Annotated in this window: 12 protein-coding genes and 1 tRNA gene; all 13 read right to left on the bottom strand. The window is 59.7% G+C overall.

The window, feature by feature from the left end; all coding sequences use genetic code 11:
* Nucleotides 1-415: 415 nt before the first annotated feature.
* Nucleotides 416-491, bottom strand: a tRNA-Phe gene (locus ACZCED_RS18450).
* A gap of 303 nt (nucleotides 492-794) precedes the next feature.
* Nucleotides 795-1,652: a 3-methyl-2-oxobutanoate hydroxymethyltransferase gene (gene panB, locus ACZCED_RS18445; protein ID WP_464861402.1), complete on the bottom strand. Its 858-nt coding sequence runs from the start codon at nucleotides 1,650-1,652 to the stop codon at nucleotides 795-797.
* Between the two features lie 51 nt (nucleotides 1,653-1,703).
* Complete coding sequence (locus ACZCED_RS18440; protein ID WP_462969180.1) at nucleotides 1,704-2,552, bottom strand: class II fructose-bisphosphate aldolase; 849 nt, start codon at nucleotides 2,550-2,552, stop codon at nucleotides 1,704-1,706.
* Between the two features lie 11 nt (nucleotides 2,553-2,563).
* The gene (locus ACZCED_RS18435) at nucleotides 2,564-4,006 is read right to left on the bottom strand and encodes a four-carbon acid sugar kinase family protein (protein WP_462969181.1); all 1,443 of its coding nucleotides are present in this window, start codon (nucleotides 4,004-4,006) and stop codon (nucleotides 2,564-2,566) included.
* 13 nt (nucleotides 4,007-4,019) lie between these two features.
* On the bottom strand, nucleotides 4,020-4,985 hold the full coding sequence (locus ACZCED_RS18430) for a sugar phosphate isomerase/epimerase family protein (protein ID WP_464861401.1): 966 nt from the start codon (nucleotides 4,983-4,985) through the stop codon (nucleotides 4,020-4,022).
* A 60-nt stretch (nucleotides 4,986-5,045) separates the two neighbouring features.
* Nucleotides 5,046-6,611, bottom strand: coding sequence for a tripartite tricarboxylate transporter permease (locus ACZCED_RS18425; RefSeq protein ID WP_462969183.1), 1,566 nt, complete (start codon nucleotides 6,609-6,611; stop codon nucleotides 5,046-5,048).
* Nucleotides 6,612-6,636: 25 nt separating this feature from the next.
* Nucleotides 6,637-7,401: a hypothetical protein gene (locus ACZCED_RS18420; protein WP_464861400.1), complete on the bottom strand. Its 765-nt coding sequence runs from the start codon at nucleotides 7,399-7,401 to the stop codon at nucleotides 6,637-6,639.
* Between the two features lie 253 nt (nucleotides 7,402-7,654).
* Nucleotides 7,655-8,662, bottom strand: coding sequence for a tripartite tricarboxylate transporter substrate binding protein (locus tag ACZCED_RS18415; protein ID WP_464861399.1), 1,008 nt, complete (start codon nucleotides 8,660-8,662; stop codon nucleotides 7,655-7,657).
* Nucleotides 8,663-8,901: 239 nt separating this feature from the next.
* A complete protein-coding gene (locus ACZCED_RS18410) occupies nucleotides 8,902-9,660 on the bottom strand; it encodes a GntR family transcriptional regulator (RefSeq protein ID WP_464861398.1) in 759 nt (252 codons plus the stop codon).
* Nucleotides 9,661-9,913: 253 nt separating this feature from the next.
* Nucleotides 9,914-11,707 carry an SLC13 family permease gene (locus ACZCED_RS18405; RefSeq protein WP_462969187.1) on the bottom strand — a complete coding sequence of 598 codons (1,794 nt, stop codon included), beginning with the start codon at nucleotides 11,705-11,707 and terminating at the stop codon, nucleotides 9,914-9,916.
* 17 nt (nucleotides 11,708-11,724) lie between these two features.
* Nucleotides 11,725-12,399 carry a hypothetical protein gene (locus tag ACZCED_RS18400; RefSeq protein WP_464861397.1) on the bottom strand — a complete coding sequence of 225 codons (675 nt, stop codon included), beginning with the start codon at nucleotides 12,397-12,399 and terminating at the stop codon, nucleotides 11,725-11,727.
* Complete coding sequence (locus tag ACZCED_RS18395) at nucleotides 12,386-12,910, bottom strand: 3-isopropylmalate dehydratase small subunit (RefSeq protein ID WP_462969189.1); 525 nt, start codon at nucleotides 12,908-12,910, stop codon at nucleotides 12,386-12,388. The genes ACZCED_RS18400 and ACZCED_RS18395 overlap by 14 nt, the downstream gene beginning before the upstream one ends.
* Nucleotides 12,897-14,201 (bottom strand): 3-isopropylmalate dehydratase large subunit, encoded by a 1,305-nt coding sequence (locus ACZCED_RS18390; RefSeq protein WP_462969190.1) that lies wholly within the window; start codon nucleotides 14,199-14,201, stop codon nucleotides 12,897-12,899. Before ACZCED_RS18390 ends, ACZCED_RS18395 begins: the two co-directional genes overlap by 14 nt.
* Nucleotides 14,202-14,203 lie beyond the last annotated feature (2 nt).

The raw sequence follows: 14,203 nt of genomic DNA, 5'->3' as shown, positions 1-14,203 counted from the left end.
AAATGCCGCCTGTGCAACGAGCGGGGTAGGGGACCAGCTGAAGGCCGAGTTTGATGTGGATCAGTGCAAAAATATCCGTGTCACTGCGTTTGCCAGGGAACTCCACCTCGATCATGAGCAGGGTAGGTGACCCTTTAATTAGGTAAAAAATTCAGCAGGGAGTCTACGGGCGGGTCTATTTTAAAGGTCATTGCATAAAGAGCTTGCAGGAGACGATTAACAAAATCTCATAAAAAGTAGAAAATCATAATAGAAGAGTTCTTCTATATTGAGTGCTTGAGGTGAGGGGTGTCCAGTAAGGGGGGCTTTAGCGGATTTTGTCATGGTTTTCAAAAATGTGGGCGCAGATTGGGCGCTGAGGCCTTCCAAAAGAAAAACGGCTTACAACTTAATCGCTGTAAACCGTTGATTTTACTGGTGCCGAGGGACAGAATCGAACTGCCGACACGGGGATTTTCAGTCCCCTGCTCTACCGACTGAGCTACCTCGGCGGGGCTTCTGAAAAGGCAGGGTGCCCTTTCAAGAAAGTCCGCATATAAACCCTTTTGTAAAAGTAAGTCAAGGGCTTTTTTGTTCGATATGGTTCAATAATAAGGGGCTTCATCCAACCTGCAGCCGGTGCCGCGGGTCGGCAGGATCGGCCTTCCAGCAACTCGACCATAAAAAGCTGCAGCCGCTTTTGGAAGGAACCTGCCTGAGCCATGCGATGCCGACGGGCGGGGCGTGGCAATTCCCCTGTATCGGCAACCCGATTGATGCCTGGGGGCTGTCGCTGCCGGCCGGTATCGAACGGGTTATTCGGCCTTTCCGAATTCGGTTTCAATGGCGTCAAGCACTTCATCGGACATCTTGTAGCTGTGCTCCTCTCCGGGGAAGACACCGGTTCTTACCTCTTCGGCATACCTGGCAAAGGTTTCTTTCATCAGGCCGTTGAAGTTCTGATAGCGCTTGGCAAAACTGGGCGTAAACGCTTCGAACATGCCCAGCACATCCGGGGTGACCAGCAGCTGACCGGAGCAACCGGGGCCGCCCCCGATGCTGATAGTGGGAATGCGCAGTTTCCGGGTGACATAGGCGGACAGCTTGGCCGGCACCGCCTCGAAGATGATGGCGAAGGCGCCGGCTTCCTGCAGGGCCAGGGCTTCGCGGACAACCTTGCGGGCCGTTTCTACGGATTTTCCCTGAACCTTGAGTCCGCCCAGGGCGCCGACGGCCTGGGGATGCAGGCCCACATGGCCGACTACCGCGATGCCCATCTCCACAATGGCCTTGGTCTTTTCGATATGGTGGGGGGTCGCTTCGAACTTGACCCCGTCAACCTTGGCTTCGGTGACGAAACGGGCTGCGTTGCGCATGGTTTCCTCGACGGAGTACTGGAAGGAACCAAAAGGCATGTCGGCGATCACCATGGTGCGGGCGCATCCGCGAGCCACGGCGGCGCAGTGCAGCACCATCATGTCCATGGTGGCGTTGAGGGTGTTGGGGTGGCCATGGACCACCATGGCGCAGGAGTCGCCCACTAGGATCATGTCGATGCCGGCATCGTTGATCTGCTTGGCGGTGGGGTAGTCGTAGGCCGTGAGCATGGTGATGGTTTCGACCCGGTCACGCATGTCCTGAATGGTTTTGACGGTGTGCTTGGTCTGGTTCATCTGATTTTTCCTCCTTTGATGGGTTTATTCTTATAGATGCCGGGTTGTCGTTCAGGGGGCCTTGCCCGCCGATCCGAAGAGAACGAGCTTGGCGATCACGGGGTGTTTCATGGCCTCGATTTCGGTTTGCATACGATCCACCAACTCGGGTTTTTCCGACAATCGCATATACCTGCCGCCGGCGGCGATGCCGGCATCGCGAAGCTCGGTGTTGACGTTGAATTTTGCCACCCCCATGGACACCGCCCGGGTGATCATGGCGTCGGGCAGACCAGAGGTGCCGTGGAGCACCAGGGGGATGCTTACCCGGTCGGCGATGGCGGCGAGACGGTCAAAATCCAATTCCGGCGGTGAGTGATATCTGCCGTGCACATTACCGATGCATACGGCCAGGGCATGCACGCCGGTGTGATCGACGAAGTCGGTTGCCTGGTCCGGGTCGGTGAGGCGGGCTTTTCGGTCGGCGACCGTAATGCCGTCTTCGGTGCCCGACAGACACCCCAGTTCAGCTTCGACCGTCCTCTGCATGGATATGGCCAGCGCAGCCATCCGCCGGGTAAAGTCCATGTTGCGCGCGAAGGGCAGTTGCGAACCGTCGGCCATGATTGACGAGATGCCGGCGTTCAGTGCCCCGGTGATGGTGGTTGGCGAACGGCAGTGGTCCAGGTGGACGGACATGGGAACGGCAGCTTGACGCGCGGCCTCCAGGCAGCAGGCGATCAGGGCGGTGCCCACCAGCTCGAGAGCCGATGGCAACACCTGGAGGATGGCCGGGCTGTGGACTTGCTCGGCCGCCGATACCACCGCACGGACACCTTCGAGGGTATAGACATTGAAGGCGCCCACGGCATAGCTATCCTGCCGGGCCTGCTTGAGAAGTTGTTCGGTGGATACCAGCATGTCTTCTCTGTTTACCGGCAATTATCGGTTGGAGTCGCTGCCGGCAGCGACAGGCGCTGCCGGATGTCGGCCAGTGCGTCGTCGTCGCCTACATTACCGGGAAAGACAATGTAAGCCATGCCCGGCCAGCGGCTTTCCCGGCCCAGCCGCCAAACGGGAACGCCGGGCAGCACCTGGCCCATGATCATGGCCCGCTGCACGCCCAGCCCCTTGGTGGCCACATCGCTGGAGGTAATGCCCCCCTTGGCCACCAGGTAGCCGGGCTGGCAGTCGATGCCGCGAACCACGGCGACCAGACTGTCCGACACCCGCCGACCAATATCCAGGCTGCTTTTTGCGTCAGGGCCCGCGACGAGCTCGCGGCTGGTGAAAAGCAGCGCGTCCCGGCCTGCAGCCAGCGCCTGGTCGGCGGCGGCAATGGCAGCGGCAACGGCAGCCGACTGCCGGGCGTCGTCCAGCAGGTCGTCGACCTTGAGCTCGATGTCCACCACTTGGTCCCGGGCGCGCAGGACGGTCAGTTGGGCACTGGTTTTGGGCACGTAAGAACCGACCACGAAAAGGCCGCCGTTACCGTTGCCGACGTTCAACTCAGCACCATCGAGCAGATCCCTGGCGGCGATCCCGGCCCGAACGCGCACGAAGGAGGCGCCGCTGCGAAAGACGAACCGCAGGCCCCGGGCTTCGGCGGCCAGGAGACCGGCCACGACAACCGAAAGGTCGCTGTATTCCACGGCGTTGACGATACAGCAGCTGCCCGCAGGCAGGGACGTGAGGCGTTCGGCCACCTGATCCGGGCCGCCCCGGCGGATATCCTCGATGGTCACCGAGGCGACCTGATCTCCGGAAACGGCCCCGCCGGTTTTTTCCGCCACCCACTCCCTCAGGTTCGACCGGCGGTATCCAAAGGCAGCATCCCGGGCATAGGGCGTCTGCGCCGCAGGGACGAGCCGATCGCCTTCAGCCACGTAGTGAACGTCGTTGGCCGTCAGGCGCCCTCCCTCGAAAAAGCAGGGGACGATGATGCGGGGCAGGAGCGGCGCGTCCATGGCCTCCATCAACGCATCCACTTCACCGGGAAAATGACCCCTCAAGGTCGAGTCGCTGCGGCTGATCACCGATACGGGAACGCCGGTGGAAGCGACCGCCCGGCGGAGGTGGCCACCGATTTCCCGACTCAACGCCTCTGCCGCCGGTGCCGTGAGGCTGCGCGAATTGCTCAGGATGAAAAAGCCCGGACCGGCCGCTTTCAACTCCCTCTCCAGGCAGGCAACTGACCAGGACGTGAGCACCGGCATGCCGTGAACGGTCTGCGTGCCGGTGGGGTCGTCATCCAGGACGACCAGGCGGGTCGCCGATTCGGCGACCGTCTTGCGAATGGACGGAAACGGATCCGCGGGCCAGGGCGGCGGCAGGGTCGCCAGCAGTTCGTCCCGGTCGATAATGGTGTCGGTCATCTCGCGTTGCCCTTCATTTCAGACCGAAAATGTTGCTTTCGATGAATTTCCACGTTTCCAGATAATCATCGCCGGCCATCAACGCGGCCAGGCGACCGTCGTCCACGTCGTCCAGCAACTGCCAAATGCGGTTGGTCATCCGGCTGTTGGCCTCGAAGGTGCCCCGGATATCCCAGCGGGTGGGGGAGGTGTCAGAGGTGAGATATCCGTTGTAGCCGTAGCGTTTCAGGTAGTAGAGAAATTCGACATATTCCAAAAAATGCTTGGTGCCGCAAAAGTAGTCCCAGTCCCAGCGACCGTCGTTGTCGTTGATGTGGATGTAATAGGGGTATGGACTTTCGGCCAACATGGTCAGGGCTTCGGCGGGGTTTTCATTGCCGTACATGGAGTGGCCGAAATCCAGGGTGATACCCATGTCCGTGTTGCCGATGTCGTTGAGCAGGCAAAGGGCCTTGGATGCCGAATCGACGAAGCAGCGTCCCCGGGTTTCGCTGGGTTTGTATTCCACGAAGAGCGGAATGTCGCGCCGGTAGTCGCCGGCGGTGCCGAATGTCTCCACCAGGTAGCGCCAGGTCTTGGCGTAGTCGTGCTGGAAGGCGAATTCATAGCCGTCGCCCAGTGGACAGCAGGTGACCTTGTCGGCACCCACGGCATGGGCGAAATCCTTGGCCTCCTTGATGAAGCGCACCGCTTTTTCGCGCACGGCGGGGTCGCGGGAGGTGAGGCCGCCGTTGCGGAATTCCGGCTCCGCCTTGACGTTGACGTTGACGGCCGCCACCGTCAGCCCATGCTTGTCCAGCACCTGCCGGGTGGCCGCCGGGTCATTGACTTCGTAGGGGTAGACGATTTCAACACCGTCATAACCGTCGATCGCGGCCATCAGGCCGAACTTCTCGTCCAGGTTCAAGGGTGCGTTGTATTCGTGGAACCGGTCTTTGGTCTTGGACAGGAAACCGGTGATGATGGCCATTTTCAGCATATTTGAACCTCCTGGCGGCGGTTGATGGCCGCCTTTTGTTTTTGCAACCGGGTGCGTGGATTAGTGGTTCTTGCTTTCTTCATCGAGAATGGCTTCGCAGGTGTTTTTCCGGGAAAAGATCAGGTTCAGAGCGCGGTCCTTGGACCTGCGGAACCACTGGAACTGGCTGACGATGGTCCAGACGATGATGATGAACAGGATCAACGACACCGGACGCGTGAAGACGGGCGCGAAACTGCCTTGGGAGACCATCAGGGCACGGCGAAGGTTCTCGTCTGCCATGGGTCCCAAGATGACGCCGATGACCAGCGGTGCGATGGGATAGCCCATCTCCGTGAGAAAAAAGCAGATGATGCCCACCGGCAGCATCAGGTAGAGGTTGAAGGTGCTCAGGCCCAGAGAATAAGAACCGATGATGCACAGCACACCGATGATGGGCATGAACAGCTGGGTGGGGATGCGCAGGACCTTGACCACCTGCTTGGCCAGGAGCATGCCGGCACACCACATGGCCATTGACGCCAGCAGCAGGATAGCCGCCACCTCGAGAATGAAGGTGGGATGCTCGAAGGTGATCATGGGGCCCGGGGTGACGCCGTGAAGCATCAGTGCCCCCAACAGCATGGCCGCCGGCGGGCTGCCGGGAATTCCTAAGTTCAACAGCGGGATCATCGCCCCGCCCACGCAGGCGTTGTTGGCCGTCTCGCTGGCCAGAACGCCCTGGAGTTCTCCTTTGCCGAAGGTTTCCGGATGTTTGGAGGTGTTCTTGGCCGTGCCGTAGGAGACCCAGCCGGCGATATCCTCACCGATGCCGGGAACGGCGCCGATGCCGACGCCGATCAATGCCGAACGGGTGATGGCGGGGACATTGCGCACCACCGTGCCCAACTCGGGGATGATGCGCTGCAGCCGCTGGGCTTCGCCGATCTGGAAGCGGTCCTTGAGCACCTGGATAATCTGGGGGATGCCGAAGGCCCCGATGAGTACCGGCACCACCTCGATGCCGCTGTCCAACTGGGTGATGCCGAAGGTGAAACGCGGGTAGAACTGAAGCAGATCACGACCCACGCAGGCCAAAAACAGCCCCAGAAAACCGGCGATCCAGCCCTTGATCACCAGGTCGGGGCTGGTGAGGGTGCCGCTGATGAGAATGCCGAAAAAGGCCAGCAGGAAAAATTCGAAAGAGGTGAACTGCAGGGCAAAATGAGAAATGATCGGTGAAATGCTCACCACGAAGAGCATGCTGATGATGGTGCCGATGGCCGATGCCGTGGTGGTCAGGCCGATGGCCCGTCCGCCTTCGCCCTTGCAGGCCAGCGGGTAGCCGTCCAGTGCCGTGGCTGCCGCCGCCGCCGTTCCCGGGATGTTGATCAAGATGGAGGAGTAAGAACCGCCATAGGTGCCGCCCACATAGATGGCCAGCAGGCACACCATGGCCAGGTTGGTGTCCATGCCGTAGGTCAGGGCGGTCAGCAGGGCAACGCCCAGGGTCGACGTCAGGCCGGGCATGGCGCCGAACAGGATGCCCAGGATCACCGAGCCGAACAGCACGGCCAAGCTGATGGGGTCAGCGGCCAGGTGACCGACGATCCCGAAAAATTCTCCAATTCGTGTAAATACATTCATGGGGCTTCAACTCCAGTGCAGGGCATCAGAAATCCCAATAACGGACGGCATCCATCACTGCCACGATCAGGCCTTCGGTGGGCATGGGCACCAGCAGAAAATATTTGAAAATCGAGCCGATGGTAAACGGGGCCGCGATCGACAGGAACAGGCCGGTTCTGTATTTTTTCCGCAGCCGTGGTTGATGGCGGACGAGGTGGAACACATAGACGCCGTAAAGCAGAATAAAGACCAGGGTGAGCCAGTCGCTGGGGTAGGGCACCATGGCTTCCAATACCACTGGAACGTCCAGCACGAACCACAGGATGAAGCCAACCGTGCCGACCAGGTAAAACCGAAGCATCCTGACGAGCAGGGCCGGATCATCCAGGTAGAACATGGTGATGAACGCACACAAAAACAGGACGCTGCAGAGGAAAAAGTCAATCCGCGATATGTTGAGAAAGACAAAGCTGGACAGGAGCACGACGACGGCGTGGAACCGGATCATGGCCTCGGATCTTAGAAAGAGGATCAGTTCGGGGCTTTTCAGCCAGCCAAGCGTGTCTTTCAACCCCGCAACCCCGACGGTCTTCAGGGCATTGACCACCAGAGCAATGCCCAGCACAGTGATGATGCCGCCCACGAAAAGCGGGAACAGGGCCGGTGAGACAAACCAGACATTCTGGACGCCGCCCCAGGAGTCTTTCATGGGCATCTTCAATGCCTGGCCGACCACCCACAGGCCGAACAGGCTGATTGCCGCGCCTGAGAAAATATCCGCTTTGCGCAGTTTGTCTGTTTCCAGCATGGGAATAGATCCTTGGCGAAGATCATTATATGAGGGATCGGGGTTGTTTTTTCGATCCCAAATATATGATTAAAGTTTTAGGTAGAAAGTGTTAAGTGTTAAACTGAAGTATTCTGACCGTCTATGAAATTAGATTCGATCCACAGCTTAATCACTTAACACTTAAAGTTTAACCCTAAATGGTCCTTGATATCCCCCGGGCGACACCCGAGAAAAAGGTTGTCGCCCGGGAACGTTGATGTTCATATATCGGTTACGGCTTGGGAATTCCCAGCTTGGACGGTTCAACAGTTGCGGCACCCAGTTCCCATAGGGTCCAGGCAAAGTTGGATTCCAAGGCATCGAACACCGCCTTGGACTCCGCACCGGATTTTCCGGAAAGCAGGTAGTAGTTCTCCTTGGCCCAGGTTTTGACTTTCTCCGTGGCCATGGCCTGATTGAAGGCATCCACCAGTACCGCCTTGGCTTCGGCAGGTGCATCGGCGGGGACGGCAAAGCCGATGGCCTGGGAAATCGGCAGATATTCGGACAGGCTAGGATAGGCGTCGAAGGATGACGGAATGTTTCCCAGACCCTCGACATCGAAGCTCTCGGGGATCAGCATGCCCAGGGCACGCAGTTTGCCGCCGCGCAGCAGCTGCTGCTGTTCGGCCAGGGACGTGACCACCACCGAGACCTCTCCGGTAATGGCTGCATACTGGCTGGGGGCCGAGCCCTTGTAGGGAATGAAATTGAAGTCGGCCCCCGAGCCTTTTTCAACGGCCAGCAGGTTCAGATGATGAATGGAACCGGCACCGCTGGCGGCGGCCTTGATGCTGTTGGGATTTTTCTTGGCGGCTTCGATGAGATCGGTCAGATTCTGGTAGGGGGTGTCCGGGGTGACCGAAATCACGTCGGGGGACCCGCCGACGATAAAGGTGTCCCACACATCGAATTTCTTATCCCACCCGCCCTGAACGCCGGCGGTGACGTTGGATTCGGACAGGCCGCACAGGGTGTAGCCGTCATGCTTCTGGCTGTAGGCATGGCTCATGCCCACGGATCCGGCCACGCCACCGGTTTTGTTGATGACGTTGATGTTGACGCCCAGGACTTTGGCCATTTCGGCGTGAATGATACGATTGCAGGTATCCGTGCCGCCGCCGGCGCCCCAGACCACCACGGCCGTGATGTTGCGCTTGGGAAACCCTTTGGCGGCCATGGCCACACCCGTGGCAGCGGCGAGCAGAACGATCAGGCTGACAAACAGAATCTTTTTCATTTTAATTCCTCCCTATCGATGGTGTGAGTAGTTTTTGGAAACCGTTGACAGACGTGCTTGCATCGCTGGTCCCCCTCCCTGCTGACCGGATCACTCTCCGGTATAGTGTGCTTATCCACCCATGAATCGTGCCCTTGGGCTCAAATGCCTATTCTCACGGGATATACCGTTTCGACCGATACTGTCTGGTCTTTGGGTCGAACCGTGCAGCCGGTCCGATCGGGATTTCAATCCGCCAGTCATGGATGACCACTACCTTGCCGCGCTTTTTCTTTTTTGTCCGTGTCGGGGGGCATCGACTTGACGGTATCGGCTGCATGTTGTGGCGGGACAGCGGGACGGTTTCCGGCCGGATTGGCAAGGTGGGCGATGGTCCGTTTGAAATGCCGGCGCATCATGGTCTCGGCCGCCTCCGGGTCCCGATGGCAGATGGCGTCGATGATGTCCAGGTGTTCGCCGAGGGTTTCATCGGGGGAGCGCACCAGGCCTTCGAACGTGACGAGCTGATAGGAGAAACTGATAATGTTGTAGGTTGAAAGGATACTTTCCAGAAACTCCCGGGCGGCGATTCGGGTAACGAAGTTATGAAATCGACGGTCTTCGCGGCGGTAGTCGCGGTAGTTGGAAATGGTTCCTTTACCGATGAACCCCGAGAAAAATCCGCGCAGCTTTGCCACCTGCTGATCATTGACCGCCATGGCCGCCCGTCTGGCCGCCAGTCCTTCTAAAACTTCCCGCAGTTCGAAGATGCTGACCATCTCCTGCCGGTCGAAGGCCCGCACGAAAAAGCCCCGGCGGGGTTTGGCCTCCACCAGTTTTTCCTTCTCCAGATACTTCAGGGCACTGATCAGGGGTGTCCGGCTGATGCCCAGCTCACCGGCCAGCTGTTCCTGGCTGATTTTATCTCCCGGCGCCAGGCGGCGATCATCGATCATCGCCTTGATGATCAGGTACGCTTTATGATCCAGGTTTTCGTGGGTGGTACCGATGTTTTTCATGGGCTCGCTGGATCCGGTTTACGGGGGCAGCCGGCAGTGTGGTGGTGATCAACACCTTTTGTTGTATTTTGTATACAAAATTCAATATACAGAAAGGCGGGGGCTGTCAAGACATTTTTTTTCGGGTTGCGGGGATGTGATCGTCCGGGAGTTCAGGCAAAACCGCAGGATCAGGTCCACGTACAGGGGCCGGTATTTGTGGGAAAATGTCGGTTTTACTTAATAATAATGATCCTGAGAAGAAAACCCGGTGCTAAAAACGGTAGATCAACGGGGTCAGAAAGATGGTCATGGCGGCCACGATGAGGGTGATGACCGTTCCGATTTTAACGAAGTCGGTGAACTGGTACTCACCCGGTCCCCAGACCATGAGATTGGTCTGATAGCCGGTGGGGGTGATGAAGGCGCACGAGGCCGATATCATCAGCGTGATGGCAAAGGGCATGAAGTTGACCCCCAGCTGACTGGCCGTGGACAGGGCGATGGGGAACATGAAGGCGGCGGCCGCGTTGTTGGTGATCACGTTGGTCATGAAGGAGCAGCCGACGAAAATTACCGCCAGGGCCAGGTGGGGATTGTCTCCGCCCATGGTGGTCAACAGGCCGGCAATCTCTTTCGCCAGTCCGCTGCGGGTGACCGCCGACTCCAGGCCGATGGCACAGGCAATCACCACCAGGGTTCCCCAGTCGATGCTGCGCGCGGCCGTGCGCAGGTTCAGGCAGCCCGTGAAAATCATGGCCCCGCTGGCCAGCAGGCTGGCATTGAGCATGCTCATCCAACCCATGGCCACCACACCGATCATCGCCAGCGTGATCAGACTGGCCTCCACCGCCCGGTCGGTCCGCTGGAGGTGAAAGCCATCCAGGGCTTTGGTCAGGGCAAAGTCGTGGTCGATCTGGCACGCATAGAAAAAATCGTCGTTGACTTCCAGGACCGCGTTGTCGCCGGCTTCGATGACCACCTCCTCCAGGGGGCCGGCAAGGGGCTGGCTGTCCCGCGAAAGGGCGACGAACTTATACTGGCAGGCGTTGACGTCCCGGGGGAGGTCGGGAATCTTCTTGCCCACCGCAATGCTTTGCCGGGAGACCACGGCTTTGACCAGATGGTGGGTGTGCCGCTCGGTTTCCATGGGGTTCAGGGTGAGGTGCGGCACCAACGCATTGGTCCGCCACAGCTCGGTCATGGCGTTGACATCGGCGGAAAACGACAGCAGGTCTCCTGCTTCCAGCCGTTCATTCATCAGGTCATTGGTCAGGATCGTGTCCGCGCGTCGAATGTAGAGCACTTCAACGTTGTCGCCGCTGGCAATGCCCGTCTCCTCCAGGGTGCGATCGACGATCCGCGACCCCTCAGGGATCTCGAATTCCGCCGTATAGCGCCGCACGACCGTTTCGGGCGCCTTGTCATCCTTCCGGCCGGCCAGGAAAAAGCGGCCACATACAATCATGAACGCGATGCCGGTGACGGCGATGGGCACGCCCACCAGGGCCGGGTCGAACATCTTCAGGGCCCGGATGTCGGGCAGCGTCGGACTGCCTTCGGCGATGGCATCGATGATCAGGCCGGCAATGACCAGGTTGGTGGACGTGCCGATGATCGTGCACATGCCGCCCATAATCGAGGCAAAGCTCAGCGGCAGGTAAAGCTGCTTGGCGGGCAGCCGGCTGGCGCGGGAAAGGTCCCTGATCACCGGTATCATCATGGCCACCAGGGGGGTGTTGTTGAGAAATGCGCTGCCTATCGCGATGGGGGGCAGTATCTTGACCTGGGCGCCGGCAATGGATTTGGGAAGGCCGATGAGCTTGTCCATGATCATAGTGATAGCACCGGTGGCATACATGCCGGCCGCCACCATGAACAGGACGGCCACGGTGAGCATGCCCTGGTTGCTGAATCCCTTCAACAGCTCATCGGTCGGTGCCAGGTTCAGGGTCATTGCCACAGCCAGCGCCCCGACGAAAATCGCCGGTGCCGGGATCTTCGTTTTTACCAGCAGAACGAACAGCACCAGAAGCAGGGCTAATGTCAGGTAGGCGGCAATCGTCATCTCGACCCCCATCGATCCTATAAGCTGAAGGAGAAACTCAGAAAATACTGGATGCCCTCATAGCGGATGTTGCCAATGGAATTATTGAATTCCAGGCCGCTGGTGGTTGCCCGGACCCCTGCGCCGAGCATGCAGCGGTCGCTGAAAACGATTTCGGCGCCGCAACGCGCATAAGCGCCCACGGCAAGCTTGGATTCGTAAGCCTTGTCGGCTGGCACATCTTCATATGGCTCGGGTTCGATTTCCCGGTACCCGTAAACCAGAAGGGGGCCGGCACCGGCAAAAAGGCGCAGCCAGCGGGTCGGTCGGAACCCCGCATATCCGCCGAAGAAATAGTCAACCAGCAGCATCTGATTGTCGATTTCGACCCGGATGGTGCCGCCGGACGGACCGCTGGAGACTTGGGCAAAGCGCGTATCGTTTTTCCAGGAGAACAGGGCGCCGGTTTCGAATCCCAGATCGACAGGCAAACCGGCGAGCAGCGGCTTCTGGGCGGCTGCGCCGAACAGGGTAAGGTCGAAACTGTCGCCTTCCAGAGTCTCATCCGTGTCGTCTACGGAAAAGGCCGCCACCATCAGCTGTCCATAAAGGGGATGGGGCGATTCCTGTGCCGCTGCACCTCCGGCTGCCCATGCCAGCAAAAGGGCGACGGCAAGTGTGGTCAGAATCGTCTTCCCTCTAAAAGTTTGCATCCGCATACTCAACCCAACCGCCGGCCTTAACCAGGTCCGCATCGAATCCGGAGATGGAGCAGGGGACTGTCTCCTTTGCGCCGTCGGCTGAAAAGGTGATAGTACCGCCGTCCACATTCGTCTCCACGGTTGTTTCACGGCCGGCGAAGGTCGAAAACAGCCGTGCGATGTCTTCTGCCGGCAGTTCGACGGCCATCATGCCGCAGTTGAACATGTTCTGGCGAAAGATACGGGCAAAGCCTTCGGCGACCACCAAGGTGATGCCGTTGGCCTCCAGCGCCCAGGGGGCATGTTCCCGGGAGGAGCCGCAGCCGAAGTTGGCGCGGGTGACGATGACACGCTTGCCGGCGATATCCCTGGCCGGGTCGAACCCGTCCAGTTCGAGGTCTTCCAGCAGGTGGGGCGCCAGGGCGTCGCGGGAGATTTCCGTGAGGTATTTGGCCGGGATGATCTCGTCGGTGTTGATGTCCGACCGGTCCAGGAAGAGGGCGGATCCGTTAAATGATTTCATGGTGGTTTCCTTTGAACAGCGGGGCGTTGGCGATGGTGCCGGCTATTGCGGTGGCGGCGGCGGTGGCCGGGCTCACCAGGTGGACCATGCCCCCCTTGCCCATGCGGCCGTTGAAATTGCGGTTGGTGGTGGCCGCGCAGACTTCACCCTCGGCCAGCACCCCGTTGCTCATGCCTAAACAGGCGCCGCAGGTGGGGTTTGTGACGCACGCGCCCGCGTCCATGAAGATCTTGATGAGCCCCTCTTCCAGGGCCTGGCGGTAAATTGTCGGCGTAGCCGGCGAAACGATGGCCCGCACCGTTTCACTGACGCGTTTTCCATCAAGGACCCGGGCGGCAATGCGCAGGTCGCTGATGCGGCCGTTGGTGCAGGACCCGATGTACACCTGGTCCACCCGGGTGCCGGTCATATCGGACACCGGCTTGACGTTGTCCGGCCGGAAACCGAAGGTGACCATGGGCGTCAGGTTGGAAACGTCATGGTCGATGGTCCTCGCGTAGGCGGCATCCGGGTCGGGCTGGTAACGGGAGAAGGCCGCCAGCGCCGCTTCCCGGCTGTCGTATTCATCCTTGATAAAAGGCCACAGGTAATCCACGGTGATCCGGTCCGGGGCGCAGATGCCGCAGGTGCCGCCGGCTTCGACAGCCATGTTGCACAGGGTCATGCGCGACTCCATGTCCATGGCGGCCACCACAGGCCCGGCAAACTCGATCACCTTGTTGGTGGCGCCGTCGACGCCGATGCGGCCGATGACCGACAGGATGACGTCCTTGGCAAAGACGCCATCGGGCAGGGTCCCGGTGATGTTGATGCGCATGGTGTCCGGCGTCCTGAACGCGCAGACGCCCTTGAGGATGCCCACTTCCAGGTCGGTGGTGCCGACGCCGGCGGCAAAGGCGCCGAAGGCGCCGTGGGTGCAGGTGTGCGAATCACCCATGATCACCGTGTAGCCGGGTCGGACGAACCCTTTTTCCGGGAAGAGGGCATGGCAGACGCCGTTGGCACCGATATCGAAAAAATCGACGATGCCGTGGCGCCGGGCCCAGGCCCGCAGGATCCGGCCCTGCAGGGCGGTCTTGGAGTCCTTGGCCGGGGATACGTGGTCGATGACCACCTTGATCCGTGCCGGGTCGAATACCCGGTCCTTTCCGCGCCGCTCGAGGTCCAGGATGGCCGGCGGCGTGGTGATTTCATGGCAGAAGACGGCATCCAACCGGATGACGTGAACGTCCGTGTCCGGAGTGCCGACGCGGTGGTCGTCGACTATTTTCTGTGCGATGGTTTTTCCCATGG

This window comes from Desulfosarcina sp., assembly GCF_055467485.1.
This window is presented reverse-complemented; position numbering and strand designations above follow the sequence as displayed.